This window comes from Bradyrhizobium sp. ARR65 (genome assembly GCF_000472385.1).
GTDB lineage: Bacteria > Pseudomonadota > Alphaproteobacteria > Rhizobiales > Xanthobacteraceae > Bradyrhizobium.
In genome coordinates, this window is record NZ_AWZU01000060.1 from 1 (window position 1) to 26031 (window position 26031).

At 63.2% G+C, this 26031-nt stretch carries 26 protein-coding genes; 11 read left to right on the plus strand and 15 right to left on the minus strand.

All coding sequences use genetic code 11. From position 1 onward, the window contains the following. Window positions 1-423: 423 nt before the first annotated feature. From F758_RS0137530 to F758_RS0137550, 4 genes are all read right to left on the minus strand, one after another. Complete coding sequence (locus F758_RS0137530; protein ID WP_024512661.1) at window positions 424-660, minus strand: hypothetical protein; 237 nt, start codon at window positions 658-660, stop codon at window positions 424-426. A 4-nt stretch (window positions 661-664) separates the two neighbouring features. After that, window positions 665-898 carry a hypothetical protein gene (locus F758_RS0137535; RefSeq protein ID WP_024512662.1) on the minus strand — a complete coding sequence of 78 codons (234 nt, stop codon included), beginning with the start codon at window positions 896-898 and terminating at the stop codon, window positions 665-667. Window positions 899-1091: 193 nt separating this feature from the next. Further along, window positions 1092-1607: a transcriptional regulator LdtR gene (gene ldtR / locus F758_RS0137540; protein ID WP_024512663.1), complete on the minus strand. Its 516-nt coding sequence runs from the start codon at window positions 1605-1607 to the stop codon at window positions 1092-1094. 720 nt (window positions 1608-2327) lie between these two features. Further along, window positions 2328-2801 (minus strand): DUF6163 family protein, encoded by a 474-nt coding sequence (locus tag F758_RS0137550; protein WP_024512664.1) that lies wholly within the window; start codon window positions 2799-2801, stop codon window positions 2328-2330. Window positions 2802-3036: 235 nt separating this feature from the next. Between F758_RS0137550 and hemB the strand changes: the two genes are divergently transcribed. The 3 genes from hemB (at window position 3037) to F758_RS0137565 (ending at window position 5697) form a co-directional block, all read left to right on the plus strand. Beyond that, a complete protein-coding gene (gene hemB / locus F758_RS0137555; protein ID WP_024512665.1) occupies window positions 3037-4095 on the plus strand; it encodes a porphobilinogen synthase in 1059 nt (352 codons plus the stop codon). A 194-nt stretch (window positions 4096-4289) separates the two neighbouring features. Then, the gene (locus F758_RS0137560; protein ID WP_024512666.1) at window positions 4290-4850 is read left to right on the plus strand and encodes an RDD family protein; all 561 of its coding nucleotides are present in this window, start codon (window positions 4290-4292) and stop codon (window positions 4848-4850) included. A 70-nt stretch (window positions 4851-4920) separates the two neighbouring features. Then, window positions 4921-5697, plus strand: a complete 777-nt coding sequence (locus F758_RS0137565; protein ID WP_024512667.1) for an arginyltransferase — start codon at window positions 4921-4923, stop codon at window positions 5695-5697. A 101-nt stretch (window positions 5698-5798) separates the two neighbouring features. Here F758_RS0137565 and F758_RS0137570 read toward each other — a convergent pair whose 3' ends face one another. Further along, entirely contained in the window at window positions 5799-7178 is a 1380-nt protein-coding gene (locus F758_RS0137570; protein WP_024512668.1) for an Nramp family divalent metal transporter, read from the minus strand. Between the two features lie 178 nt (window positions 7179-7356). On the opposite strand from F758_RS0137570, the gene F758_RS0137575 reads away from it, so the two are divergent. After that, window positions 7357-8613: an MFS transporter gene (locus tag F758_RS0137575; protein ID WP_035724507.1), complete on the plus strand. Its 1257-nt coding sequence runs from the start codon at window positions 7357-7359 to the stop codon at window positions 8611-8613. Window positions 8614-8667: 54 nt separating this feature from the next. Here F758_RS0137575 and F758_RS45495 read toward each other — a convergent pair whose 3' ends face one another. After that, entirely contained in the window at window positions 8668-9444 is a 777-nt protein-coding gene (locus F758_RS45495) for an AraC family transcriptional regulator (RefSeq protein WP_051387157.1), read from the minus strand. A gap of 117 nt (window positions 9445-9561) precedes the next feature. Here F758_RS45495 and F758_RS0137585 point away from each other — a divergent pair, with 117 nt between their 5' ends. Further along, window positions 9562-10188, plus strand: a complete 627-nt coding sequence (locus tag F758_RS0137585; protein WP_024512670.1) for a LysE family translocator — start codon at window positions 9562-9564, stop codon at window positions 10186-10188. 19 nt (window positions 10189-10207) lie between these two features. Here the strand turns inward: F758_RS0137585 and F758_RS0137590 are convergent, their stop codons facing one another. Next, window positions 10208-11467, minus strand: coding sequence for an adenylate/guanylate cyclase domain-containing protein (locus F758_RS0137590; RefSeq protein ID WP_024512671.1), 1260 nt, complete (start codon window positions 11465-11467; stop codon window positions 10208-10210). 132 nt (window positions 11468-11599) lie between these two features. Here F758_RS0137590 and F758_RS0137595 point away from each other — a divergent pair, with 132 nt between their 5' ends. Both F758_RS0137595 and F758_RS48695 read left to right on the plus strand, forming a co-directional pair. After that, the gene (locus F758_RS0137595; RefSeq protein ID WP_024512672.1) at window positions 11600-12757 is read left to right on the plus strand and encodes an MFS transporter; all 1158 of its coding nucleotides are present in this window, start codon (window positions 11600-11602) and stop codon (window positions 12755-12757) included. Between the two features lie 58 nt (window positions 12758-12815). Next, the gene (locus F758_RS48695; RefSeq protein ID WP_084306001.1) at window positions 12816-13007 is read left to right on the plus strand and encodes a hypothetical protein; all 192 of its coding nucleotides are present in this window, start codon (window positions 12816-12818) and stop codon (window positions 13005-13007) included. Between the two features lie 81 nt (window positions 13008-13088). Here F758_RS48695 and F758_RS0137600 read toward each other — a convergent pair whose 3' ends face one another. Beyond that, entirely contained in the window at window positions 13089-14276 is a 1188-nt protein-coding gene (locus F758_RS0137600) for a sialate O-acetylesterase (RefSeq protein ID WP_024512673.1), read from the minus strand. Window positions 14277-14342: 66 nt separating this feature from the next. Here F758_RS0137600 and F758_RS0137605 point away from each other — a divergent pair, with 66 nt between their 5' ends. The 3 genes from F758_RS0137605 to F758_RS0137615 all read left to right on the plus strand — a co-directional run bounded on the left by F758_RS0137605 (window position 14343) and on the right by F758_RS0137615 (window position 17313). Further along, window positions 14343-15770 carry an O-antigen ligase family protein gene (locus tag F758_RS0137605; RefSeq protein ID WP_024512674.1) on the plus strand — a complete coding sequence of 476 codons (1428 nt, stop codon included), beginning with the start codon at window positions 14343-14345 and terminating at the stop codon, window positions 15768-15770. 144 nt (window positions 15771-15914) lie between these two features. Continuing rightward, entirely contained in the window at window positions 15915-16733 is an 819-nt protein-coding gene (locus F758_RS0137610; RefSeq protein ID WP_024512675.1) for a chromate resistance protein ChrB domain-containing protein, read from the plus strand. A 358-nt stretch (window positions 16734-17091) separates the two neighbouring features. Continuing rightward, on the plus strand, window positions 17092-17313 hold the full coding sequence (locus tag F758_RS0137615) for a hypothetical protein (protein ID WP_024512676.1): 222 nt from the start codon (window positions 17092-17094) through the stop codon (window positions 17311-17313). Between the two features lie 264 nt (window positions 17314-17577). On the opposite strand, the gene F758_RS51215 is transcribed toward F758_RS0137615, so the two are convergent. From F758_RS51215 to F758_RS0137640, 4 genes are all read right to left on the minus strand, one after another. Further along, window positions 17578-17742, minus strand: coding sequence for a hypothetical protein (locus tag F758_RS51215; RefSeq protein ID WP_198026664.1), 165 nt, complete (start codon window positions 17740-17742; stop codon window positions 17578-17580). A 660-nt stretch (window positions 17743-18402) separates the two neighbouring features. Then, the gene (locus F758_RS0137630; protein ID WP_035724513.1) at window positions 18403-19332 is read right to left on the minus strand and encodes a cation diffusion facilitator family transporter; all 930 of its coding nucleotides are present in this window, start codon (window positions 19330-19332) and stop codon (window positions 18403-18405) included. A gap of 225 nt (window positions 19333-19557) precedes the next feature. Then, complete coding sequence (gene parC, locus F758_RS0137635; RefSeq protein WP_024512679.1) at window positions 19558-21813, minus strand: DNA topoisomerase IV subunit A; 2256 nt, start codon at window positions 21811-21813, stop codon at window positions 19558-19560. Window positions 21814-22006: 193 nt separating this feature from the next. Then, a complete protein-coding gene (locus F758_RS0137640) occupies window positions 22007-22381 on the minus strand; it encodes an NUDIX hydrolase (RefSeq protein ID WP_024512680.1) in 375 nt (124 codons plus the stop codon). Between the two features lie 555 nt (window positions 22382-22936). Here F758_RS0137640 and F758_RS0137645 point away from each other — a divergent pair. Beyond that, entirely contained in the window at window positions 22937-23155 is a 219-nt protein-coding gene (locus F758_RS0137645; protein WP_024512681.1) for a hypothetical protein, read from the plus strand. Between the two features lie 24 nt (window positions 23156-23179). Here the strand turns inward: F758_RS0137645 and F758_RS0137650 are convergent, their stop codons facing one another. Genes F758_RS0137650 through F758_RS0137660 form a run of 3 tightly spaced genes read right to left on the minus strand, consistent with a single transcriptional unit; the run spans window position 23180 to window position 26031 of the window. Continuing rightward, a complete protein-coding gene (locus F758_RS0137650; protein WP_024512682.1) occupies window positions 23180-23812 on the minus strand; it encodes a phosphoribosyltransferase family protein in 633 nt (210 codons plus the stop codon). A gap of 1 nt (window position 23813) precedes the next feature. Beyond that, window positions 23814-24491, minus strand: a complete 678-nt coding sequence (locus tag F758_RS0137655; protein WP_024512683.1) for an energy-coupling factor transporter transmembrane component T family protein — start codon at window positions 24489-24491, stop codon at window positions 23814-23816. Next, window positions 24478-26031, minus strand: a complete 1554-nt coding sequence (locus F758_RS0137660) for an ABC transporter ATP-binding protein (RefSeq protein ID WP_024512684.1) — start codon at window positions 26029-26031, stop codon at window positions 24478-24480. The genes F758_RS0137655 and F758_RS0137660 overlap by 14 nt, the downstream gene beginning before the upstream one ends.

Genomic DNA, 26031 nt, shown 5'->3' on the forward strand with positions numbered 1-26031 from the left:
GCTTGTTGCCACCGTCGCCGGCGCGAGCATTAAGCATCGTCGCCAACTTGGCGCCTGCATGGGCGCGCCAGGACCACACGACTTCGCCGTCCGCAACAAGTGCTGCTCGTCCATCAACACCATCACGTCCACCGCACCCTGCCCCACGTTTCGTGACGATCGGCCGTAACGCCCCTCTTGCCGGGACAGGGTGCGCGAGACGATGGCGGTGATTTGCCCGACGGTGCAAGCCGACGGCCTGCGGCAGATTAACGCGACGGGCGAATCGATTCTTTTGGACTCCCTTCATTTGCATTTGCGCGTCGGTCGTTCGGCATGCATCTGATATCGATGCCCAACGCTGGTGGACGCGCTTCCGCCTTCGCTCTTCGAGCTATGGCGGACAAGTCGCTTTGCCCCTACAAAACCGCAAGGGGCCTTGCCTCACAACCCCGTATACCCAGCCTTCACTGGATCGCTAGAGCCGTCGAGCTGGCGCAAGTAGGTCAGCCCGCACACCGTGAGCCGGTGTGCATCCGTTTCGCCGCCCTCGATCAGCATGTTGACATACTCGGTCACCTTGGCTCGCGCTTCCGCGCTGGCTGCGGCGGAGCTGTTCACCAGGAGATCATAGGTTTGCATGATGCGGTCGATCGCCGCCTGCGCTGAATCCTCGGCCATGTCGTTACGCAAGGTCGACCTCGCGCTCGGACTCGAATTTGGCGATCGCCTTGTTGGCGAGCTTCAGCCTGTTGGCTTCGCCCCAGTGGAACAACTGCACAACGATGCCGAGCAGCCGATCATCGGTCGCGAAATCGTCGGCGATAGCGCCGCTCCGGCGCAGATAGTTCGCGGCGATGGCGTAGGCTTCGCCGACCACCTCCGTATTCATCACGCGCATTCCGCGTTCGACCAGCATACCTCTCGGTCCTCCGTTGGGAGGGAAATAAGCCGCAGGCCTCGGACAAGTTCCACCTGGACGGTATGTTTTTTGCGCGCGCGAAGAAAGGAAAGAGCGCGCCGGGTCCCAGGGGATCCAGCGCGCTTGAAAGGGGAAGTCTGAAGGGGATGGCTCGCCGGTCTTCTTGACGGCCGGCTTGGCCGAGAGATCCTCAGAGCCGGTAAAGAATCTGGTCGGTCCAGAACCGCTCGAGACGATGCAGCGACTTGTTCAGCGTCGCGAACTCCTCGTTCGAGATGCCGCCGACCTGTTCCACCGTCTTGACGTGCTTCTGATAGAGCGCTTCGACGATGCGTCGGATCTCCTGGCCTTGCGGGGTCAAGCGAATGCGCACCGAGCGACGATCAACGCGCGAGCGTTGGTGATCGAGGAAGCCGAGCTCGACCAGCTTCTTCAGATTGTAGGAGACGTTGGAGCCAAGATAATAACCGCGCGTGCGCAGCTCGCCCGCGGTCAGTTCCTTGTCGCCGATATTGTAGAGCAGCAGCGCCTGCACCGAATTGATGTCGGAGCGGCCGCGACGATCGAACTCATCCTTGATGACGTCGAGCAGGCGGCGATGCAGCCGCTCCACCAAGGTCAACGCTTCGAGATAGAGAGGCTGCACAGCCGGCTGCCCGGCCGTGCGCTCGACGGCTTCCGCCGCCGTTGCAACGGCTTTCATCATGACACTTCCCCTGTTGTCGTTTTATCGACTTATTCGACGAAACTTGTGTCCCGTCCGATAGCCGCAACTTAAGAGGGCGGTTTGAACATCCGCTTAAATAAGACAATAAAGAGAGAATGAATTTCACACAGTGAATCGCGGATTAAGCCGATGAACCAAGGACTTTTAGCAACTTTCCATTGAGGGTGGAGGCCTAATGTTCACGCTTCGTCTCGCCTCGCCTGTCGCATTCCAAAACAGGTGCAGGATGACGGAAAGGTTCGCGTAACGGCTGTGGCGAATTGCGGACTGTCGTCTTAAGGAGCAATTAGCGACAAGTTTTATCGGCGCCGCACTCCTTGCTTGTCGTCTTCTGGTCTTGTCGTCTTCTGGAGAAGGTGTCGCGGACGAAGCTCGCGACCGGGCCGATCCGGAGCTTACCTGAACACGCCTAAATCACGCCTTGATCGATCTGCCGGATGGTCTGAACGATCAGCCTTCGATGCTCCCTCAGCGCTTCGAGGCTGCCACAAACGCCCGCAAGCTGCGCTCAGCGAGCGCCGTGTCATGGCCGTCGACACATTGCTTGTCGAGCTCGGCAATTTGGAAGGATTTTTAACTCGCGGCCGCAGGCGAGCGTTTGCCGGCGGCGGATGCATGGATTCGCAAGTTCGTCCGGAGCATTCTCAGACGCACACTCGCGGCTTGGGCGCGACTGACTTGCCCGCATCATTTCCTGCGCTATGGCGGCCGCTCGCGCGCGGCCATCCAGGCCAGCGCCAGATAGGCGGCAAGCATCAGGGCCTCCACAGCAACGACCAAGAGGCTACCGCCGTAGATTCCGGGGAACATCAACTCGATCACCGCCATCGACACCACTGTGGTCAGCCACACCACGGCACCCCACGGCGTCGCCAGCCATAGGCCGACGGCGGCGACCAGTTCGATCACAGCGAAATAGACCGTCGCGGCCTGCCAGGCGGTCGGCTGGTTCTCGAACGCTTCGTCCTCGCTGCCGATGAAACCGGTCACCTGTGCCCAGTGATAGAGGCCCTTTAATATCGCGAGCACGGCCATGATGCGCAAAAACAGCACCAGGCGGCGGGTCCAGACATTGTCGTCGGGTTGGATCCGCTCCGACGAAATCGCCGCGATCGATATTGCACCGTCCCTTGCATTGTCCCGCGCCGGGTCACGCGGCGAAGTGTCAGACATACCGGCAGTCGCTCACGAGGGGGGAGATGGTGTTCATGGGCCAGGCATTCATGGAAAGACGTTCGTGCATAGGTCATGGCCGCTTGCCGCGGCAAAATCAACGATCAATGCCGGGATCAATCCCGAGTGAATACCGGCCCCGAGCATTGGAGCCTTGCGGCAGGTCAAGTGACGCGGCTAAGTCAGGATGCTAGAATTAGAACAAATCAATGGCGTCCGCCGGGAGAAAATGAGCATGGCAATCAAGTTCGGCCGTCCGATCGAAGTCCGCGAAGTGTCGCGGCGAGAGGCTCCCCCGGCCCCTGCCCTCGATTTGACGTTTCGCCCGCGCCGCAACCGCAAGGCGGAATGGGCGCGCCGCCTGGTGCGGGAGAACGTGCTCACGACGGATGATCTGATCTGGCCGCTGTTTGTCATCGAGGGCCACAACGTCCGGGCCAATGTCACCTCGATGCCGGGCGTGGACCGGCTTTCCGTTGACCAGGCGGTGCGCGACGCCGAGCGCGCGATGAAACTCAACATCCCCTGCATCGCCCTGTTTCCCTACACCGAGCCGTCCTTGCGCGATTCCCAAGGTTCGGAAGCGGTCAACCCGGACAATCTCGTCTGCAAGACGGTGCGCGCGGTGAAGAAGGAATTTCCCGATCTCGGCGTGCTCTGCGACGTCGCGCTGGACCCCTTCACCAGCCACGGCCATGACGGCCTGATCGAGGATGGCAGGATCCTTAACGACGAGACGGTGGCCGTGCTGGTGCGGCAGGCCTTGGTGCAGGCCGAAGCCGGCTGCGACATCATCGCGCCATCCGACATGATGGACGGTCGCGTCGGTGCAATCAGGCAGGCGCTGGACCGGGCTGGATTCCTTGACGTGCAGATCATGGCCTATGCGGCCAAATACGCCTCGGCCTTCTACGGACCGTTCCGTGATGCGATCGGCTCGGCCAAGACGCTGACCGGCGATAAGCGCACCTACCAGATGGACAGCGCCAATTCGGATGAAGCGCTCCGCGAGGTCGAGCTCGACATCGCGGAAGGGGCCGACATGGTCATGGTCAAGCCCGGCATGCCTTATCTCGACGTGCTGCGGCGGGTCAAAGATACCTTTGCGATGCCGACCTTCGCCTACCAGGTCTCAGGCGAATACGCGATGATCGCTGCGGCCGCGAACAATGGCTGGATCGACGGCGAACGCGCGATGATGGAGAGCCTCCTGGCGTTCAAGCGCGCCGGCGCCGATGGCATCCTGACCTATTTTGCACCGCAAGCGGCGGAACGGATCCAAAGGCACGCCTAGAGCGCACATCGCAGCTCTAGCTTTTTGATTGAGCATGATCTTTTCGGAAAACCGGCTGCGACTTTTCCGGATCATGCTCCGACGGGCGCCACAATTGTTGCGAATATTCCGATTCCGCCATCGGAGTCGGACCTTGCAAGTGATCAGCCGGTTCCCATGTGGTTGCGTGGAAAGCGCAGTCGGAGGGACTGACCATGTCATATTCCGGTTCAACCAATGCGGGTGGCGGTGGCGGCTGGCACGATGATGGCCCGCCGGATGTTCGCCCGCATGCGTTCGATCCTTATTTGCAGCCGGAGCTGTTTCGCGGCGTGCTGACGCGTCGAGTGTTTGCCTTCCTCATCGACGTGATCGTGCTTGCGATCCCCGTGGTGCTTGCCGTGGTGTTCATCGCCGTGTTCGGCCTGGTCACGCTCGGGCTGGGCTGGGCGCTGTTCTGGCTGGTCTCGCCAGCCTCCGTGATCTGGGCGCTCGTCTATTACGGCGCCACGCTGGGTGGTCCACATTCCGCTACCATCGGCATGCGCGTGATGGATCTGGAGTTGCGCACCTGGTACGGCGCACCCGGCTATTTCCTGCTCGGCGCCATGCATGCGGTGCTGTTCTGGATTTCGATCTCGTTCCTCTCGCCGTTTGTTCTGTTGCTGGGCCTGTTCAATGCCCGCCGGCGGCTGTTGCACGATTTCGTGCTGGGAACCGTTGTCATCAACAACTCGGTCCGCTCCCCGATCGGACAAACGGCGCGCAGCTATTGAACCCTCGCAAAACAATTGACCACCGGCCCGGGCAGCGCGATGCTGTGCACGTTCTAAAGACCTGACGCCCGTGACCCAGCACTCGCGTGACACCCCGCAATTCTACCTGACGGCGCCCTCGCCCTGCCCTTATCTGCCAGGCCGGCACGAGCGGAAGGTGTTCACGCATCTGGTGGGCGACAAGGCCGCCGACCTCAACGACCTGCTCACCCATGGCGGCTTCCGCCGCAGCCAGTCGATCGCTTATCGTCCGGCCTGCGACCAGTGCCGCGCCTGCGTCTCCGTGCGCGTCATCGCCAACGAATTCCGTCCCTCGCGCAGCTTCCGCAAGGTCCTGGCGCGCAATTCCGATGTCATCGGCGAGCAGCGCAGCGCCGTACCGACCTCCGAGCAATATTCGATTTTCCGCGCCTATCTCGACCAGCGGCATCGCCATGGCGGCATGGCCGACATGACCGTGCTCGACTACGCGATGATGGTGGAGGACAGCCATGTCGAAACCCGCATCATCGAATACCGCCGCCGTGGCGTCGACAGTGGTATCACGGGACGGGGCGACGAGCTGATTGCGGTGGCCCTCACCGATGTGCTGAGCGACGGGCTGTCGATGGTGTACTCCTTCTTCGATCCCGCGCTGCACGAGCGCTCGCTCGGCACCTTCATGATCCTCGACCATATCGCGCGGGCACGGCGGCAAGGCCTGCCTTACGTCTATCTCGGCTACTGGATCGAGGGCTCCAAGAAGATGGATTACAAGGCCCGCTTCCTGCCGCAGCAACGGCTCGCGCCTTCGGGCTGGCTGCGGGTCGATGCGTCAGGCGATGTGGCGAGCGAGCCGCAGGATTAGCTCTTCCACCATCTTGACGGAAAAGCCGATGCGACACGGCATGACCTTGGATCAAGGTCTCCGAATCATCAATCGGTTTCGGAACACGGATTGAACGCGGCTCACCCGCTCACATAATCGAACACAAGCTTCGCATTCAGCCCGATGATCAGCGCAGCAACTGCTGTCGCGAGAACCGTCAACCAGCGCGGCGCAACGAATGGCCCCATTTTCGCGCGACTGGCGGTGAACATCACCAGCGGCACCACCGCGAACGGCAATTGCAGGCTGAGCACGACCTGGCTCAGGATCAGGAGCTTGCCGGTGGCCTTCTCACCGGCCAGGACGGTGACAATCACCGCGGGCAGGATCGCGATCATTCGCGTCAGCAGGCGACGCAGCCAGGGCGCGACGCGGAAATTCAAAAAACCTTCCATCACGATCTGGCCCGACAGGGTCGCGGTGATGGTCGAATTCAGCCCGCAGCAGAGCAGCGCGACGGCAAACAGCGTCGGCGCCAATGTCGAGCCGAGCAGCGGCGCCAGAAAGGAATGCGCCTGGTCCAGTTCGGCCACCTCGGTCTGGCCGGAGCCATGGAACGTCGCCGCCGCCAGGATCAGGATGGAGGCGTTGATGACGAAGGCAAAGCAGAGCGCGATGGTGGAATCGATGGTCGCAAGCGTGATTGCTTCGTGCTTCTCGGTGGGCGTCTGGCCGTAGCCGCGCGTCTGCACCAGGCCCGAATGCAGATAGAGATTATGCGGCATCACGGTGGCACCGAGAATGCCGAGCGCGAGATAGAGCATGTCGTGGTTGGCGAGAAGATCACCAGTCGGCAGGAAGCCACGGATCACCGCGCCCCAATCGGGATCGGCGAGCGCGATCTGCACGGCAAAGCAGGCAGCGATCACGCCCAGCATCGTCACTACGAAGGCCTCGATCCAGCGAAAGCCAAAGGCCTGCAGCGCCAGAATGAGAAAGACGTCGAGCGCGGTGATCACGACGCCGATGGCGAGCGGAATCTGGAACAAGAGGTTGAGGCCGATCGCGGTACCGATCACTTCGGCAAGATCAGTCGCGGTGATCGCGACCTCAGCCGACAGCCACAATGGCCAGGCCACCCAGCGCGGATAGGAATCGCGGCACGCCTGTGCCAGATCACGCCCGGCACCGACGCCGAGCCGCGTGCACAGCGACTGCAGCACGATCGCCATGACATTGGACAACAGCGCGACGGTCAGCAGCGAGTAGCCGAATTTCGAGCCGCCGGCGAGCGAGGTCGCCCAATTGCCGGGGTCCATATAGCCGACGGCGACGAGATAGCCGGGGCCGAGAAAAGCGAGCAGCTTGCGCCAGAACGATCCTTCCCGCGCGGTCCGCACCGAGGCGAACATGTCCGAAAGTGAGGGTTCGCCGCGCGCGCCGCGCCAGCCCGGGGCCGACGACGTGTCCCGGACGTCCACCTCGGATTCAGAGACAAAACCGCCGGGCCTAGCGTCCATAGCCACAGGATGACCGAATTCCGTTTTTATTGCAACTCATTTGCAAGAGCATATAGACACATCCTGGTGTTCCAATGGCTTACGCCCGCCCGGTTCCCTCGCTCCTATCGGTAAGCGGGTGGGTTTGCCGGCTCCCGCACCGGATAATGCAGTCAATCAGCAATCCGGGAACCGCGCTATGTCCGAGATCAAAGATAACCTTCACCTTCCCTCGACCTTCAACCGCCTGGCCTGGTCCAACCTCGCCGCGCAGTCAGCCGAGCAGATTGCGCTTGCGGCCGCTCCCATCGTCGCCGTGCTGTCCCTCGGCGTCGCGGAAGGAGCAACCGGGCTGTTGCAAACGGCCCTGACCGCCCCCTTCGTGCTGTTCGCAATCCCTGCAGGCCTCCTCACCGACCGCATCTCGCGACGCGTGTTGATGGCGGGTGCGGAGGCGCTACGCGCGGCGGCACTGGCCGCGATCCTGCTCTTGATCTGGTCCGGCTGGCTGAAGCTGTCGTGGCTTGCGCTCCTCGGTTTCGTCGCAGTGTGCGGCACAGTCGCCTATAGCGTCGCGGCACCGGCGCTGGTGCCTTCCCTGGTCGCACCGCAGCTCTTGCCGGCGGCCAATGCGCGGATCGAGCTTGCGCGCACCGTGGCCTTTGCCAGCGGACCCGCGCTCGGCGGCGTGCTGGTCGGCTGGGTCGGCGCCGGACCGGCGTTCGGATTTGCCGCGGCGCTGTCCGCGATTGCCGTGGTGCTGCTTGCGGGGATTTATGAGCCGGCACGGCACGCAGCGCCGCGCCGCCATCCGCTGCAGGAGATCCGGGAGGGCGCAAGTTTCGTCATGCATCATGCGCTGCTGCGGCCGGTCTTCATCACCCAGTTCATCTTCAACACCGGCTGGTTCGTCATATCCGCCGTATTCGTGCCCTACGCGGTGCGCCATCTCGCGCTGTCGGCGACCGGCGTCGGCACCACGCTCGCGATGTACGGCATCGGCATGGTGGTCGGTGCGCTCGCGGCAACACGGGTGATGGAGCGCCTGCCCTTCGGCACCGTGATCGGGCTTGGGCCGGTGTGCGGCTTCGCGGCGGCCGGGATCATGGCGCTGACGACCGTCGTGCCGACCCCATTGCTCGCGGGCTTGAGCTTTTTCCTGCTCGGCGTCGGCCCGATCCTGTGGGTGATCTCGACCACGACCTTGCGGCAATCGGTGACACCGCCGCGACTGCTCGGCCGTGTCTCGGCGATCAACATCTTGAGCTATGGCGCGCGCCCGCTGGGCTCTGCGCTCGGCGCCATCGTCGGCGGGCTCTACGGCGCCGAAGCCTGCCTCTATCTCGCCTTCGCCATCTTCGGCGTCCAGGCCGTGGTGATCCTGCTCTCGCCCGCGGTTACGCTGGCACGGCAGCCGGAAATGGTCAGCGAGGCAACTCCGGTGCGGGCGTGCTGAGGATCGCGCTCGTGATGACGGTCGTCCGCGCCATCGGGGCGCGGACCGAATGCATCAAACGAGCATAGCCGCCCATTTGGCAGGCGTCAGGCCGTAAGCCCGCTTGAACTGTCGCGACATGTGGCTTTGATCTGCAAAGCCAGACTCGATCGCCGCCTCGGCCAGACTGCTGCCGCTCCTGATCGAACGGCGCGCCTGGTCGAGTCGTCGCATGATGCGAAATCGACTGGGACTGGTTCCGAAAGCAGCACGAAATTGCCGGGCAAGCGTCCAGCGGTCGAGATCAGCGATCCGCTCAAGCTCGTCCATCGAATGCTCCTCCGCTGACGAAGCACTGAGTAGTTCACGCACTCGCGACAGGCGGCCGAGATCGAGCTTTGGTGGTCTTGGTGCGACATTCGCCGACGCCGCACGAAGTAAACTCACCGCCGCCAGGACCAACTCGGTCTGCCGGATTTCATCCAGGGTCTCGTCGAAATTCCAAATGTCGAACGCGCGTTCCCATGGGATGCGAGCGCCATCGACAACAGGACGCGCGACGAAAGGCAGCGCAGTTTCGCCATGCGCCGCCCGAACGAGTGACGGGTCGACGTAAACAATCCGGTAGCGGAAGCCGCCCTGGGCTTCGGTACCGCCGTCGTGAGGTTCATCTGGGTGCAGGATATGACATTGCCCAGGCAGGCAGTGCCACTGTTCGCCCCTGAAGTGGAATGTCTGGACGCCCGAAAACGTCAGCCCGATCGCATAGGTGTCATGGCGATGCAGCGCGAAGGCCTGCCCGTGAAGGTGAGCTTCGAGGCGCTCGATCCCATCCGCTCCCGACGCATTCATGATGCGGTCGCGGCGGCGATAGTCCCCGGTTGAACGTCGTCCGCACAAGCGTTCAAGACCAGCCCGAGTATCGGGCGGTAGGGTGGCCTCTCCATCGTCCGCTATCTCACCCGCTCGATGCTCTCGCAAACCATCCTTGATCCGGATCTCTGGAGACCCGCCCTCACGCTGATCTTGGCCTCCTTGATCATCATGGGCAGCCCGGGACCATCCACGATCAGCGCCACGGCTGTTGGAGCCGCCTACGGTTTCCGCCGCTCGCTGGCTTACGTGTGTGGTCTTATGCTGGGCACGACGGTGGTGCTGTTCGCTGTCGCGGTCGGCGTTGTCGCGCTTCTCCTGTCGATACCGCATAGCGCATCCGCCCTCGTTGCCGTCTCCACAATCTATATCGCCTATTTGGCGCTACGGATCGCGACCGCTCCGCCGCTGGCCAGCCGGAGCGATCAGGTCGCCACGCCCGCGTTTGCCGGCGGCTTCCTCCTCGCGATCGCGAACCCCAAGGCCTATCTCGCGATAGCCGGCGTTTTCGCAGGCACGACCATCCTGAAAGAAAATCATGCGTTCGACGCCGCGGTCAAGGTGATGCTGCTCAGTGTGATGATCATCATCATTCATTTGTTCTGGCTTTTGGCCGGAGCCTCGTTGTCGCGCTCGATGCGCAATCCGGTGAGCTCACGCATCATAAATATCGGCCTGGCGTCAATATTGATCGCGACGGCCGCGCTCGCGCTATGGCGGTGAAAGCTCGCCGCCGGCTGAACTAGCCTTTCAAATAGCGCTCGTAACCTCCCGCCATGGCCTCGTTGCCGGCCATGTCGGGGTCGAGCGTGTAGAGATCCTGCGCGCGCCCGATGCCGCGCAGCGCGTAGCGGCCGGTCGAAACCAGATAGCGGCGTCCCGTTGCATCGAGGCCGCTACGAAACTCCGATGACGCCAGGAATTGGCGATCCACCGAATTGCACATGGAGGCGATGCGGCTGACCTCATTGACCGCGGGCCCCACCACCGTGAAGTCAAGCCGGTCCTCGCTGCCGATATTGCCGTAAAAGACCTCGCCGACATGCAGGCCGACATAGGCTGACGTGACCGGCTTCCCGGCCGCTGAACGCTCCCCATTCACCGCGCTCATGTTGAGCCGGAAGCGATGCTCGGCCCGCAGCGCCGCCCGCCTTGCAAGGGCCATGTCCTCGCCGGTGAAGATCGCGAGCACGCCGTCGCCGATCAGCTTGAGCACGTCGCCGCCGGCGTCATGGATCGCCTCGATCGAGGCCTGCGCATAATCGTTGAGGAACGGGATGATCTCGTCCGGCCCGATGCTCTCCGAAATCGCCGTCGAGCCCCGCAGATCGGAGAACCACAAGACCGCATTGATGCGCTCGGTCACGCCGCGCGAGATGCGCCCGCGCAGCACCTGTTCCGATGCATCGCGTCCGAGATAGACGCGCCCCAGCGTACGCGCGATGTCGACGTGCTGCGCCGACTTGATCGCAAGCCCGAGCACGGGCACGAGGTCGCGCAGCGCGGCAAGCTGCCCATCGGTAAAGCCCTCCTGGCGACGGGTCGTCCAGTAGGAATAAAAGCAGTCCATCTGACCGAGAGTGCCGGCGTCGCCGAAACGGTGCACGAAGGCGAGGAAGTGCCGGTGGCCTTTCTCGGCCAGATCGCCGATCATGGAAAAATCGAGGCCTGCGCAGTCGGAGAGATCAATGATGAACTCGTCATGCCCATTCTCGAGCATGTAATGGAAGACGGAGCGGCGCCAGTTTTTGGCCGCATCGCCCTCCGCGCTCGATGTGTATTCGAAGGTGTCGCTTTCATTGCTTTCGCGGTCGTTCCAGCGAAAGCCGCGCCCTTCATAGATCGGATGCAGCGTATCGATGAACGCGAGCCCGCGCGACAAGGCCAGTCCGGCCGCCCTGCAGCGCTCGCAGAAGCCGCGAATCAGGTCGGTTTCGGGAAGACCCGTGAGGCCCTGGCTGACGAGCCAGTTCATCAGGTCCAGACGGGAGGCAAGTTCCATGCAAGCGATTATGCCGTGCAATCATGTCGGACGAAAGGTGGCCTTGCGGCCGGTGCGCTTGACGAGTGCGCTGGTGGCGTCGCAAATGCCACACAAGATGCATAACCGGCAAGCAAGACGGCGCCCTACGTCATGAACGAGCGCCGCTATCCCCTGATCCTGGCACTCGGCACCACCCAGACGCTGGCCTGGGCTTCCAGCTATTATCTGCCGGCGATCCTCGCCGATCCGATCGCACGCGATCTCTCCATGTCCTCTAACTGGGTCTTTGGCGCCTTTTCGGCAGCGCTGGTGATTTCCGCCGTGCTTGGACCGCGGGTCGGCCGCCAGATCGATCTGATCGGCGGCCGCCCGGTGCTGACGATCTCGAACCTGACGCTGGCGGGCGGACTGGCGCTACTTGGCCTCACCCATTCGATTCCCATGCTGGTTGCGGCCTGGCTGTTGCTCGGCATCGGCATGGGCTATGGGCTCTATGACGCCGCCTTTGGCGCATTGGGCCGCATCTATGGCGAGGCCGCGCGCGGGCCGATCACCGGCATCACGCTGATGGCGGGCTTTGCCTCCACCATCGGCTGGCCACTGACGGCGCTGGGGCTGGAACATATCGGCTGGCGCGAGACCTGCTTTGCCTGGGCGGCAGCGCACATTGTGATCGGGCTTCCGCTCAATTTCTTCGTGCTTCCACCTGTCCCCGGCGCGAAGCGCGCCGCCGCAAGTTCGGTCAAGCCGCACATCCCGATCGACCGGACCATGGTGCTGATCGCTTTTGCTTTCGCCGCCGCATGGACCGTGACCGGCGCGATGGCCGCCCACTTCCCGCGCATCATGGAGGCGGCGGGCGCAACACCGGTGCAGGCGGTGGCGGCGGGCGCGCTGATCGGGCCCGCGCAAGTCGGGGCGCGTATCGTCGAAGCCGCTGTGCTGAAGCGCTATCATCCGATTGTCTCGACGCGCCTCGCCTGCCTCACGCACCCGCTCGGTGCGGCGATCCTCGCGCTGACGGGCGGCGCGACACCCGGCTTGTTTGCGCTCTTTCACGGTTCCGGCAACGGCATTCTGACCATTGCGCGCGGCACCCTGCCGCTCGCGATTTTCGGTCCGCAGAATTACGCGTATCGGCTGGGCCTGATCGGCGCGCCGTCGCGCATGGCACAAGCGGCGGCGCCCTTGTTGTTCGGTCTTCTGATCGACGTGATGGGAAGCGGCATTCTGATCGTCTCGTCCGCGCTCAGCCTCGCCGCCCTGGCGGCGCTGATGATGCTGAGACAAAGGCCGGAGCCGTCCTGAGGGCTCACAGGCGAAATTGTTCTTCCCATTGCCGGGCGTTTGCCGCACAACCTTTGGCATGGACAACCAAACAGATCCGGAGAGCGGCTTCAGAAGACGATGGCGCTGGCTCACCACGCCACCGCAGGTCTACGTGCTTTACCTGGTGGGCCTGATCGTGGTGTGGATGGTTTCGTTCTACGCGGGAACGCTGAACCCGAGAAAGACGGTCACGCCCATCGCACCACCTGTTTCCGCTCCAGTCAGATAGCGGCTCGCATCCGCTAGATCAGCGGTTCGACAGCACGCCGGCCGCGGTGCCCTCATCCGGCACTGCAGCTCACCGCGCTGATCACGGCTTTATTGAATGCGATCTCCAATAATCCGCGAGACGATCCGCCCACATCCGCGCGTGCATGTCCGTGCCGGCATGCCGCATGTGGCAGCCATCATATCGCAAAGCAAGGCCGATCCTGTCGGTATCAGGACCGGCATACACGCCGAGGGCTGGATTGGGCACGGCGCCTTGCGCCGAGCGGATGATCTCGTCGGGAACGCTGCCGCACAACGTCGCCGTGGCGACGAAAACGGGCGCGGTCACGTCGGCGGCGCGCAGGCCTGCGATGATCTCCAGGTAGTTGCGCAGATATGACAGCCGGCCGGCCTCTTTCATCCGCGTGGTGACGTGCAGGATCGTGCCATCCTCCGCCCCGTTCGTGGAGAAGGCGAACGCATTGAACTCGCCCTGGTGCCAGAGGACGGCACTTGGCTCGAGCTTCGTGTCGCGCAGCGCCGCGATGGTTGCCAGGAGCACCTCGAAATATTTGCCGCCGCGCGCGCGCCACTCTTCCAGATAGGTGCCGCTGATCGCCACCGGCGCGATCACCAGGTTCTTCACAAGCCCGCGATCCATCAACTCATCGCCAAGCTGGGCCGCGACGTTCTCGCCCTCGCCCGCTGTTCCCAGCAGCGGATTGCGCGCGATGTAGCATTGTCCGTCAAAGCGATCGAAATTGTAGAAGACGTTGTGTGGCTGGTAGAGCCTGCCTTGGTCCGGCGCGCCGGTGTTCGAGAAATTCGATTGCCCCGCGGTCAGCAGGACCGCCAAACCCTCCCGCGGAATCTGGTCGCACGGGATCGGGGTGGCCTTGGCCCGCACGGCCTCATTGTCCTGCAGCAGGCAGCGCGAAGCGTTGCCGCCCGCAATGAAATCCCCATCCGAGCCATAAAGCGCCCGTGCGAGATTGCGACCCTGGAGCAAGCGCTTCACCTCGGGGTCGCCGCTGGCATCATCGATCCGGCGATCGATGTCGTCGAAGCCGGCGCGGCGCGCGCGGACGCGTTCGACCAGCGCCAGGAAGCTCGGGCGGGTCGAGATCGGCCCGGTAGCGCAAGGGACGCAATTGCCGTCACGCGATTTGGCCGACGTGGTCGGCTGGCATGCGTCGCGCTCGGGCAGCACCTCGGCGGCGGCACTCGGAACGATCAGCGCCAGGCACATGGCGATCGCCGCGGCGATGGACGAGAGGAATGGCATCATGCTGGACTCTGGAAGCGACGGGCGCGGCGATCTCGTTGCATCGGGAGTGGGTTATAGTCCGCGTTTATGAATCAGGACCGAATCAAATCGGAGGCTTTCGCGTTCCTTGCCGCGGGCTGGTGGCCGACCGCACTTCTGTTGGCGGGCACCGCGGCGGCCGGCCCGGTGCTGGGCGGCCTCGTCAGGCCGATTTTTGTGCTCGGATGCGCCGTTGCAGGGTGGTTCGCCTGGCGCAGGAGCGCCGAGGCGCACGTTCAGTCGGCGATCCTGCTGTTCGCTTTCGCGCCCTTCGTGCGCCGCCTGGTCGATGTGGTCGCGGGCTTCGACCCCTCAAGCATCATGCTCAGCGGCCCACTGCTGTTCATTGTGGCACCCTTCCCAAGCTTCTGGTCCCTGCTGGCGAGCAAGGACCGGCCGAGCAATCCGTGGCTGGTGCTGCCTGTCATCATTCTGGCCTGCGTCGTCTATGGCGCTGCGCTGTCGATCTTTCAGAATGACTGGTTCAACGCCGCCAATGGCGGCATGAAATGGGCCGCACCCGTGCTCTACGCGATGGCCCTGCAGCAGCAGGCCGACTCCCGCTTCGCGCTCGCGCACGCGATGGCGCGCATGTTCCTGATCGTCCTGCCGATCACCGGGCTTTACGGCATTTGGCAATATGTCGATCCGCAGAGCTGGGATCAGTTCTGGATGGTGAATGCGAGCATCACCTCGGTCGGCTATCCACTGCCTTACATGGTCCGTGTATTCAGTACCATGAACGCGCCGGCGAGCTACGCGACCTTTACCGCGACCGGGCTTCTGCTGGTCGGCTTCCTGCGGCCAGGCTGGCAAGCGCTGGCGGCGAGCGTGCCCGCGGCGATTGGCCTCTTACTATCGCTGTACCGCACAAGCTGGATCGCGCTAGCGGTATGCGTGCTATTTTGCATGCTCTTCCAGCAGACCCGGAAACGGGCACTGGCGACAACCATCGGCATTGCCTGCGCCGTGATTGCCGCGATCGCGTTTGCGCCATTCAGCGACGTCATCACATCGCGATTTGAATCGCTCGGCAGCGTTTCGAATGACAGCAGCGGCACCGAGCGGTTGGATGAGTTCGTGACATTGTGGAACGCGCCGGACAGCACAGTCATAGGCAGAGGGTTCACGGTTACGGACGTCGGCGTCGCCGGCGCCATGCCGATCGACGGACAAATTATTGCGAGCTGGGTGACCATGGGCATTCCGGTCGGACTGGTGTGCCTGGCGGCCTACATCTGGACTGGCCTTTGGGCCGCGTCGGCGGCCTGGCGCATGCCGCTGCGCGAGGGCGTCGTTCTCGGCGCGCTGGCCGTTGGGGCGCTGCTGGTCCAGATGCCGCTGACCAGCGTCTCGTCGGGCGAGGTGTCCGCGCTGTTCTGGATGTGCGTCGCGATGGCCTGCCCGATCGATCAGGGCGCCGGCGCGGTGGAGACGAGCGCGCTGCCGACACCGAACAATCAGACCGGCGCCTGATCAGGCATGCCGGGCCATAGACAGACGACGCATTGACAACCGGCGCCGGCCTCGGTGTAATGGGCATATGGGGACATCGCGATCTCCCCACGAGGCGACATGCCCAAGTATCGCGTCCCGTCATCTTTTGCGAGGACGCCATCCATGTCAGCTTACACCACGATATCTCCCGAAAAATTGGCGCGGCTGATCGGCACGCCGAACAGTCCTGCCGTGATCGATGTCCGCACCGAGGACGACTTCGCTGCCGACCCGCGGCTGATACCCGGCGCGCTTCGGCGCAAGGCGGAAGCCGTTCGCGACTGGGGCAAAGAGTTTGCCGGTCGCCCCGTGATCGTCACGTGCCTGCGGGGCGAGAAGCTCGCGCAGGGCACGGCCGCCTGGCTGAGACACCTGGAGGTGCGCGCCGAAACGCTCGACGGCGGCTTTCAAGGCTGGAAAGCGGCAAAGCTTCCCCTCGTCCCGCTGGCCAAACTACCGCCACGCGACGCGGAAGGACGCACCGTCTGGGTCACGCGCGCGCGGCCGAAGATCGACCGCATCGCCTGCCCCTGGCTGATCCGCAGGTTCGTCGATCCGCGGGCGGTGTTCCTGTTCGTCGCCCCCGCTGAGGTCGTCGGCGTCGGCGAGCGATACGATGCCGCACCGTTCGACATCGAAAACGTGTTCTGGAGCCATCGCGGCGAGCGCTGCACCTTCGATGTGATGGTCGAGGAATTCGGCCTCACCAGCCCGCCCCTTCTGCGCCTCGCGACCATGGTGCGCGGCGCAGATACCGCAAGGCTCGATCTCTGCCCCGAAGCGCCGGGCCTGCTCGCGGCCTCACTCGGACTGTCGCGCATGTACGACGACGATCTCAAGCAGCTCGAGGCCGGGATCGTGCTTTACGATGCATTCTATCGCTGGTGCCGCGATGCGACCGACGAGACGCATAATTGGCCCACCAACAAGGTGAAGCCGTAGCGGGCGTGAACCTGGAGTAAGGCAGAGAGGCTGACGCCGATCACGGCGTCGGCCTCGAACCGTTGCTCGCACGCATCACGGTCGTGATCAAAAATCGCGTCATGCGGCTGTTAGTTTTTGATGGCAATCAATCGCGGACTATTGTCCAGTCATCGCTCGTATCGGTGCTAGTGTTCGCCAAAGACCTCAGGCTCCGGCCGGAGAGAGACAACTAAGCCTGTCGACCTTGCTCGGCAGACCCAAGCGGTCATACCCTATTCCGCAGGTTCCCCGCGAATTGGTCGCGTAAGTACCCAGCGTTGGTCGCATTGCTGCCGTAACCCACTGGAATGATGATCGGAAATACAGGGGTACCAAGATGCCATACACTGTTGTTTTCAGCGCGATGGACAACGGCGATGCGTCGGCCACCGATGCGACCACAGCAAAGGAGGCGCTCGCGATCATCGATGCGCTCCAACGAAGTCACGAGGAGATCATCTTCATAAGGTCACCTCACGAAGGCGAGATCGGAGTCGAGATGCTTCGGGTCCTGGCGAAGGAAGAAGAAGAGGAACTGCCCATGGCCATGGGCCAATAATCGACGCAATCGCAGAAATTGGGCGTATGAAGTATGGCGGATGTACCCAGCTTCATGCGTTCTGAATAAGCCCCCGGAAGAGAGGTTCGGGGGCTTATTCATTTGGCCGGGTTGCATGTGGCCGAGGCGACCGCGCGAACACGCCGAATTGGCCTGAGCCGGTCTCGTCCTCTCGCCAGACGAGCCGCGCGAAGGCGTGATCGGGGTCGCAATCGCGCGCTCCAATCGCGCTGAGGCAATCGAGGTGCGGCGAGAGACGATCACCTAGTGCACCGTCCCCCAGTCCGGTGGAGGAAGGTTCGTCAGATCGTAAAGATATTGCAGCTCGGCTTCGAGGCGCTCGTTGAGCAATAGCAGCGCCTTCAACGCGCCGTGAACATCGCCGCTGCATTCCTCAATGAGATGGTTGATCAAGTCGTTGATTGACATCGTTGCCCCCATGCGCGCGGTCACACTCATCGCTGCCGTCTGAGGCGAAACTGAGCCTAGTCCCCAGAATCCACAGTGGGATCCACCGTGAGCGGCTTAAGGCTCGCAAACTGAGATCATGATCCGATTAGACGGAATCGGATCATGATCTCATCTCTCCGTTTGAGCATGATCTTTTCGGAAAACCGGTTTCCACTTTTCCCGGATCATGCTCTAGAGGCATCGTCAGCAGCCGCTCGGATGTCCCGACCTGGGCTTCGAGCATGATGCCGCGCTGCCGCAAGAGCGACAAAAAACCTCCGCCTGTTGTAGATTGGTGACGCCTCTCCCGCGGCTCGCAAGGTTATGCTGCATTCCGGCTGGGGGGCCGTAACGATGTTCGATGTCTATCTAAACCACAGGCGTGATCTGCTCGTCGTGCGCAAGGGTTTCCCAATACCGCGTAGCGACGCGGCAAGCAGATGGCGCAAGAAGAAAAGAGTCGTCAGCGTCAGCGAGGAGATTAGTCGAGCCGTCCAAAGGCAAGGCTATTACTTACGCAAGTTGAGTACCAAGCACATGCGTTAGGCTGCTTGCGGATCGTTCCCTGCGGCTGCGCCGACATCCGATCCCGATCGACGATCGTGGATGCTGCACAACTCGGCTTGCCTCCGTCACGCCCTACACCGCGTCCGCCGACGCCAGCCGGCAGGCCTCGCGGCTGGTCTCGACCTGCAAGGTGGCGTGGTGAATGTTGAAGCGACGCGACAGCCCGTCGCAGACCTTGTGCAGGAACGTATCGTCGGAGCCGCAGGGGCGGACGAGGTGCGCGGTCAGCGCGGTCTCGTTGGTGCTCATGGCCCAGATGTGCAGGTCGTGCACGTCGGCAACCCCATCCAATCCGGCGAGATAATCTCTGACGTCGGCATATTCGATGCTCCTCGGCACAGCGTCGAGCGCAAGATTGACGCTGTCCCGCGCCAGCCCCCAACCGGTCGCAAGCACCACCGCCGCAACGATGAGGCTGGTGGCGGGATCAACCCATAGCCAGCCCGTCAGCGTGATCACCAGGGCTGCAACCACGACGCCGAAGGACACGAGGGCGTCCGCCGCCATGTGCAGAAAGGCGCCGCGGATGTTGAGGTCGCTGGCGCGGCCGCGCACGAACAAGAGCGCGGTAGCCCCATTGACGAGAATGCCGAGGGCTGCGACCCAAATCACGGTCGGGCCGGCAACGGCCGCGGGGAAACGAAAACGGTCGATGGCTTCCACCACGATGCCGCCGACCGCGAACAACAGCAGGGCCGCGTTGACCAACGCGGCGAGAATTGATGCCCGCCGGTAGCCATAGGTATGCAGCTCGGTGGGCCGCTGGCTCGAGAGCCAGGCCGCGCCCCACGCCAAGAGCAGCGCGACGACGTCGGACAGATTGTGCAGAGCATCCGAAATCAGCGCCAGCGAATTGGCGAGATAGCCAAAGACCAGCTCCGCGATCACGAAGGCCGAATTGAGCGTCACGCCGACGGCGAAAGCGAAGCCAAAGCTTCGCGGCGCGTCGCTATGGCGCACATGGCCGTGAGAGTGGTCGTGGACGTGATCGTGAACATGCATTGGGCTATAACCCTCGTCCGCTCGAAGCGATCGCAGCAAGGGTTATAGCCCGCGCAGAATCGAATACTATTACAGCCAGATCATGATCCGATTGGACGGAATCGGATCATGATTTCATCTCGCTATTTGAGCAGGATCTCCGCGCAAACGCTTCGCGTTTGTTGGACAAGGAAAAACCGGCTTCCGCTTTTGCGCTGACGCGGCCCCCCGAGTCCGGACCATGCTCTATTCGATGCTTTTGCCGAACCGGTTCGACTTCGGCAGCCCATGCGCAAGGCGGCCGGCATCGGCGCGGTTTCCGCGCCAATCGGCCAGTTCCTTCATGCCCATGCCCTGGTCGCGACCGGCGGAATCCTTCCAGGTCAGCCCGGTCTTGGAATCGAACACGGTCACGTCCGACAGCGAGGCGCTGGTGTATTTCTGCAGGCGCACGCCGCGACCGCGCGCCATTTCCGGCACCTGATCGATCGGGAAGATCACCATCTTGTGGTTGGTGCCGATCACCGCGACCATGTCGCCGGCCACGGTCGCGATCGCCCGGGCCTCGTTCGGCATCTCGACATTGAGCACCTGCTTGCCCTTGCGGGTGGTGCCGACACAGTCTTCCTCCTTGACGATGAAGCCCTGCCCTTCCGAGCTTGCGACCAGGAACTTGCGCTCGCCCTTGTGGACGAACAGGGAGACGATCGCCGCATCCTGTTCCATGTCGACGAACATCCGGATCGGCTCGCCATGGCCGCGGCCGCCTGGCAATTTTGCGACATCGAGCGAATAGAATTTTCCGTTGGTGGCGAACAGCAAAAGCTTCGACGTCGTTTCGGCAAAGAAGGCATGATCGAGCTTGTCGTCGGTCTTGAAAGCAAGGCCGGAGAGATCCTCGATATGGCCCTTCAGCGTACGCACCCAGCCCTTCTCGGAAACCACCACCGTCACCGGCTCGCGTTCGACGAAGGCTTCCTCGATCGCGGCGAGATCGTGCTCGGGCGCGTCGGCGAACTGGGTGCGGCGCTTGCCGAGCGGCGTCTTCGGCCCGAACATCTCGCGCACCTTCTTCACTTGCTCGCCGACCTTGGACCATTGCGCCGCTTCCGAGCCGAGCAGCGCCTCGATCTCCTTCAGCTCCTTGCGGAGGTTCTTGTCCTCGGTGCGGATCTCCATTTCCTCGAGCTTGCGCAAGGACCGCAGGCGCATGTTGAGGATGGCATCGGCCTGGACTTCGGTGAGCTTGAAGGTCTTCATCAACACCGGCTTCGGCTCGTCCTCGGTGCGGATGATCTTGATCACCTTGTCGATGTTCAGATAGGCGATCAGATAGCCGGCGAGAATCTCCAACCGGTTCTCGATCTGCCCTTTGCGGTAGTTGGTACGACGGACCAGCACGTCGCGCAGATGGTCGAGCCATTCGCGCAGGGCTTCCGCGAGCCCCAGCACCTTCGGCACCCGGCCACCCTTCACCAGCACGTTGAGGTTCAACGGAATGCGGCTTTCCAGCTCGGTGAGCCGGAACAGCGATTCCATGAGAAGCTCCGGATCGACCGTGCGCGACTTCGGCTCTATCACGAGCCGAACTTCCGCGGCCGATTCATCGCGGACGTCGCCGACCAGCGGCAGTTTCTTGTCGTTCAGGAGCTCGGCGATCTTCTCGACCAGCCGCGACTTCTGCACCAGCCAGGGGATCTCGGTGATAACGATCTGCCAGGTGCCGCGGGCGCCCTCCTCCTGCACCCATTTGGCGCGGGTGCGGAACGAGCCGCGGCCGGTCGTATAGGCCTCAGCGATCGCCTCCTTGGAATCGACGATGATGCCGCCGGTCGGGAAATCCGGCCCCTTCACCCAGCGCAGCAGCGCGCGCGATTTGGCGGTCGGTTTTTCGATCAGGTGCAAGGCGGCGTCGCACAGCTCGGCGGCATTGTGCGGCGGAATCGCCGTCGCCATGCCCACCGCGATGCCTTGCGCGCCGTTCGCGAGCAGGTTGGGAAAGCCGCCCGGCAGAACCACGGGCTCTTTGGACTGGCCGTCGTAGTTGGGGCGGAAATCGACAGCCTCTTCATCGATGCCGTCGAGGAGAAGCTGCGCGACTTCCGTCATGCGCGCTTCGGTATAACGATAGGCGGCGGCGTTGTCGCCGTCGATGTTGCCGAAATTGCCCTGGCCGTCGACCAGCGGATAGCGCGCGGCGAAATCCTGGGCGAGGCGGACCATCGCATCGTAGATCGCCTGATCGCCGTGCGGATGGAACGAGCCCATCACGTCGCCGACGATCTTGGCCGATTTCTTAAACGCGGCATTCGGATCGAGCCGCAACAGCCGCATGCCGTAGAGGATGCGGCGATGCACCGGCTTCAGCCCGTCGCGGGCGTCCGGCAGCGCGCGGTGCATGATGGTGGACAATGCGTAGGAGAGATAGCGCTCTTCCAGCGCCTCACGCAGCGCGATCTCGTCGACCCTGGAGGGCTCGGGCGGAGTCAGTGGTTTGCCCATAAATCCTTTACTCTCAATCGTTTCGTACCGCTTTTAGGGATCCTGAACGGCGGTGCAAGAGGTGATTCGGCGCAATATAGCAGCCGGCCGCGACCACCCCAATGCGAAGGCCGGGGACCCGCAGGAGATCGATGGAACCGGCGCGTGTGGTGGCCGGAGCGCCATGCGCGGATGGCCCACGCATGGCCACGGGCTATTTCGGAAACAGCTTGTCGCGGATGTAGCGCGAGGTCGCCGTCAGTCTTATGCCGCGCGGTTTGCGCCATACCGCCTTGTCGATCTCGCGCTTGTCACCGATCTTCAGTTCGCCCGATGCCTTCCGCGCGATGAAGATCGCATCGCTCATGCGCCCGGAGCTGCGCTTCTTCTTTTTCACTTCCTTCCAAAGCTTGAGCCGCCCAAGCTTGAGCTTGGGCAGTTCCTCCTTGATCTCACGGCGAAGGCATTGCTTGTCGCTCTCGCTGGCACGCTTGCGGCCGCCGGGAAACATCCATCGCCTATCGCGCCGTCGTCTGACGAGAAGGACGCGACCGCGCTTGGAGGCCACCAGCTTTGAGGACTTCGCCATCTCTGATCGAGAGTAACGCCCCTAAAAAACACCAAGAAATCACGACAGTTAAGCACGATTGCGGCGATTCGCAATTTACCCGCTCTGATCTGTGGACGGTTGTGGGATTGAGCGGTCCTCGCCGAGAAGCGGCTGTCCGACGCAAAAAACGGCCCCGGACGCGCGGGGTGCGCCGGGGCCATTTAACTGTACTTCCGGAGCGGCGGCGTGCTCCGGAGAGAGCCAAGCGAATTTTAGGCCGTCGCTAGTCCGAGGTAACCACCCGCGGCGATCAGCACGAAGGAGCTGGTGACGGCCGTTACGAAAAAACGCTCTACAAAATCATGCTCCTACCCGCAACGAAGCCTGCGCCGCCGCCGTGGCCGGGTCTGCATCATATGTTATCCCGCAACATTAAATCTTTCGTGGGTTGTGGGAGACGGAATACCAGTCCCCGCGTATATCGCAGCGATGGTGAAGATCGCAGATTAACCAGATCCAAGGGGCGCGCATTCTCAGGCAGGGAACTCCGCCTCCTCGCACGGCGTTTAACCTGTGCTGAGGGTTTGTGCGGGGATGAAGGACTTTTCGGGCGCCGTTTTTTCTCCTGACGTCATCGAACTCATGACGGCTGCACTGCGGGCATCCGTTGCGAGCTTGCCGGAACCGGTGAGCTCGACGCATGTGACCTTGCTCGCCGAATCCATTTTGCGCGCGGCCAAGGCTGGCGAGCGCGATGTTGCCGTGCTGCAGAGACTAGCGCTTCTGGAGTTGCAGCTCGCGCCGCGGTCGTAGCGTTGCGGCCTCGGGAATGGCCTCTCAAACCGCGGCCATGGTCGCTGGATCCGGCGCGGCGTGCCCGTTTGTGACGAGGAATTGCGGGATGTGGCCGAGGCTCGTCACGAGCGCAGCATCCACCCCCAGCACCTTGCGCCAGTCGTGGCCCTCGGTGAGGATCACGCCGATGCCGACCACATCGGCGCCGGCCTGCCGGACAAGCCGCAGCGTCGCCGCGAGACTCGACCCGGTCGCCACGACGTCATCGACCACCACGACCCGCCGTCCCTTCAGCAGTGGAACAGCCCGCCGATCGAGCAACAGCCGCTGCGAGCCCGCCGAGGTCACCGACGTGACGTGTTCGACCAGCGCATCGCCGAGATGAATCTTGGGCGACTTCTGGACGATGACGTACTGATCAAGCCCAAGGTGGCGCGAGACCTCGATGGCGACGGGAATCCCCAGCGTCGCGGCACCGACGATGATATCCGGCTTGGTCGCCGCGAGCCGCGCCGCGAGCACCTTGCCGATCCGCTCGCCGAAAGAGACGCCCATGTCGATCACCATCAGAAGCGAAATGGCGAGCTTGTCGTTGATCGCGACGATCGGAAGCTCGGTCGGCTCGCCCGCGATGTCGACCGTATAGCTCGACGGCGTGAGTTTGTTCGCGCTCATGTCATCTCATCGGAAGGGTTGGAGGAAAGGTAGTCTGGATGGTGAGCCAGCCGATGTCGCGCCAGCTCGTGCGCGCGACTTTGGGATCAAAGCCGTAGATCGACAGCGCCAGCGCAATCATCTCGGCCATGCGATAGGTCTGCACCATCAGCGGCACGCCGCGGCCGAGCGCGTAGACGATCCGTTTCGCGAGCGGTCCCCGATCGAGCTCTAGACCGCGCGCCCGCTGGGTCTCGCCGATATTGCGGAACTCCTCCCGCATCAGCGGGATCATGCCGACGACGAGAACAAGCACGAGCGTGACGAATCCCGGCAGGCGGAGACGGCTGCAGGCAGCCAGCAACGAGCCCGCCGACGTGGTCTCGATGGCGATGAAGAAACTGCCGGTGGTCGCGATCAGGCGAAAGGCCATCCCCAGCGCGTCATTAATGGCGGTCGCGATCGGCACACCGTTCCAGACAAAGCTCAAGGTCCAGCTCAGCGTGACCAGGCCGCCGACCAGCGCCATCAGCTTCAGATAGCCCGAGGTCTGCGGCAGGCGGCAGATGATCACGCCGAAAAGCGCGATCGCCGCGGCGAGCGCTGATGCGAGGGCGCTGCCGGCGAACCAGCCAAGCGATGACAGTAAGAGCGCCGCCAAAAGCTTGATGAACGGATTGATGCGATCAAGCGGATGCACGGTGGGCTCCTTCGATCGCGGAGATTTCGCCACCCGCCGGTTGCCGCCAGCCGCGGTGGGCGAACACATCCGATGACCATGCCGCCTGTGTCGGTCCGTCGAAGGCAAGCCGTCCCCCGTCCAGGATCAGCACGCGATCGCTGGCGCGGTCGACGAGCTGCAGATCGTGCGAGACCAGAAGCACCGCGCATCCGCGGCTGCGGCAACGCCCGAGAAAAGCGAGCACGCCGGCACGGGAGTCCCGATCACAGGCGATCAGCGGCTCGTCGAGGATGACGACCGAGGGCAATGTTGCCTCGATACAGACCAGTGCCAGCATAAGCTGCTCGCGCGCCGACAGGGTGAACGGCGACGCCTCGGCCCTGTCGGCGAGGCCGACGCCGCGGAGCAACTCGATTGCCCGGTCGCGATGCGCCGCCACGGCCTTGGCGCCCGTCTCGCCTCCGGACAGCGAGAAGACCACCTCCTCCACCAGCGACAGAAGAAAGAACATGCGCCGCAGGTTCTGCGAGACATAGCCGATCTGACGAGCCCGCTGCGCGACGGTGCAGCCGGCGCTGTCCTTGCCCCCGATCTCGATCGATCCACTCGCGGCCGTCTCAAGCCCGAGCAGCGTGCGCATCAACGTGGTCTTGCCGGCGCCATTGCTGCCGATCAGCCCGGCGACCTCGCCTCTTGCAAGCGTCAGGTCGACCGAGCAAAGCACGGGCGCCCCATCCGGGCGGCGCAGTGTGCTCGATAATTGCTTGACCGCCAGCGCAGCGCCGGCGTCCTCCCGTTGCTGCATCGGGCGGGGCTCCTGCGGCGCGAAAGGCGGCTCGATGCCGGCCGCCACGTAGGGCATCGACGCTTGGACCGCCGATGACCATGACAGGTCGTCGATGATGCGGCCGTCCTTGAGGAACACCACGCGCTCGGCGAGGCCATCGAACCAGCCGAGATCCTGCTCGGCGATCAGCATCGTGAGCCGCTGCTTTCGCAGCTCGCGCAGGATAGCGACCATGCGCGCCCGCGCCTCGGGATCGAGGCCGCTGGTCGGCTCGTCTAGGATCAGGACCTGCGGCTGCCACACCAGCGCCGAGGCGAGCGCCGCGATCCTGCGTTCTCCCCCGGACAAGGTTCGCACCTGGCGGCCGATGAGACGTCCAATGTTCATCTGCGCGATCACGGCAGCCGCGCGGATGCGGATCTCCGCCTTTGGCACGCCGCGGTTCTCGAGCGGAAAGGCGATCAGGTCCTCGACCGAGAGATCCCACACCTGGTCTTCGACCGATTGCAGGACGAGGCCGATACGGCGAAACAGATCGGCAGTCCCGATCGTCGCGATATCGGTGCCGCCGAGCGATACCCTGCCCTGCATGCGCTGCGGCCGGATCAACTTGGGAACGACGCCCGCCGCCACCGCAAGCAGGCTCGACTTGCCCGAGCCGCCCGCCCCCGTCACGATCGTGACGCTGCCTTGCTCCAGACCGAGATCGATATTGGACAGCACGTGAGCGTCGGCGCGAAAGCCGACGCTCACCGCCTGTAAATTGAGCAT

Bases quoted from the DNA above. Each gene is read 5' to 3' on its own strand.
- F758_RS0137530 (WP_024512661.1), bottom strand. From the start codon at position 660: ATGGCCGAGGATTCAGCGCAGGCGGCGATCGACCGCATCATGCAAACC.
- F758_RS0137535 (WP_024512662.1), bottom strand. From the start codon at position 898: ATGCTGGTCGAACGCGGAATGCGCGTGATGAATACGGAGGTGGTCGGC.
- ldtR (WP_024512663.1), bottom strand. From the start codon at position 1,607: ATGATGAAAGCCGTTGCAACGGCGGCGGAAGCCGTCGAGCGCACGGCC.
- F758_RS0137550 (WP_024512664.1), bottom strand. From the start codon at position 2,801: ATGTCTGACACTTCGCCGCGTGACCCGGCGCGGGACAATGCAAGGGAC.
- hemB (WP_024512665.1), top strand. From the start codon at position 3,037: ATGGCAATCAAGTTCGGCCGTCCGATCGAAGTCCGCGAAGTGTCGCGG.
- F758_RS0137560 (WP_024512666.1), top strand. From the start codon at position 4,290: ATGTCATATTCCGGTTCAACCAATGCGGGTGGCGGTGGCGGCTGGCAC.
- F758_RS0137570 (WP_024512668.1), bottom strand. From the start codon at position 7,178: ATGGACGCTAGGCCCGGCGGTTTTGTCTCTGAATCCGAGGTGGACGTC.
- F758_RS0137575 (WP_035724507.1), top strand. From the start codon at position 7,357: ATGTCCGAGATCAAAGATAACCTTCACCTTCCCTCGACCTTCAACCGC.
- F758_RS45495 (WP_051387157.1), bottom strand. From the start codon at position 9,444: ATGAATGCGTCGGGAGCGGATGGGATCGAGCGCCTCGAAGCTCACCTT.
- F758_RS0137585 (WP_024512670.1), top strand. From the start codon at position 9,562: ATGCTCTCGCAAACCATCCTTGATCCGGATCTCTGGAGACCCGCCCTC.
- F758_RS0137590 (WP_024512671.1), bottom strand. From the start codon at position 11,467: ATGGAACTTGCCTCCCGTCTGGACCTGATGAACTGGCTCGTCAGCCAG.
- F758_RS0137595 (WP_024512672.1), top strand. From the start codon at position 11,600: ATGAACGAGCGCCGCTATCCCCTGATCCTGGCACTCGGCACCACCCAG.
- F758_RS48695 (WP_084306001.1), top strand. From the start codon at position 12,816: ATGGACAACCAAACAGATCCGGAGAGCGGCTTCAGAAGACGATGGCGC.
- F758_RS0137600 (WP_024512673.1), bottom strand. From the start codon at position 14,276: ATGATGCCATTCCTCTCGTCCATCGCCGCGGCGATCGCCATGTGCCTG.
- F758_RS0137605 (WP_024512674.1), top strand. From the start codon at position 14,343: ATGAATCAGGACCGAATCAAATCGGAGGCTTTCGCGTTCCTTGCCGCG.
- F758_RS0137610 (WP_024512675.1), top strand. From the start codon at position 15,915: ATGTCAGCTTACACCACGATATCTCCCGAAAAATTGGCGCGGCTGATC.
- F758_RS0137615 (WP_024512676.1), top strand. From the start codon at position 17,092: ATGCCATACACTGTTGTTTTCAGCGCGATGGACAACGGCGATGCGTCG.
- F758_RS51215 (WP_198026664.1), bottom strand. From the start codon at position 17,742: ATGTCAATCAACGACTTGATCAACCATCTCATTGAGGAATGCAGCGGC.
- F758_RS0137630 (WP_035724513.1), bottom strand. From the start codon at position 19,332: ATGCATGTTCACGATCACGTCCACGACCACTCTCACGGCCATGTGCGC.
- parC (WP_024512679.1), bottom strand. From the start codon at position 21,813: ATGGGCAAACCACTGACTCCGCCCGAGCCCTCCAGGGTCGACGAGATC.
- F758_RS0137640 (WP_024512680.1), bottom strand. From the start codon at position 22,381: ATGGCGAAGTCCTCAAAGCTGGTGGCCTCCAAGCGCGGTCGCGTCCTT.
- F758_RS0137645 (WP_024512681.1), top strand. From the start codon at position 22,937: ATGAAGGACTTTTCGGGCGCCGTTTTTTCTCCTGACGTCATCGAACTC.
- F758_RS0137650 (WP_024512682.1), bottom strand. From the start codon at position 23,812: ATGAGCGCGAACAAACTCACGCCGTCGAGCTATACGGTCGACATCGCG.
- F758_RS0137660 (WP_024512684.1), bottom strand. From the start codon at position 26,031: ATGCTCAATTTACAGGCGGTGAGCGTCGGCTTTCGCGCCGACGCTCAC.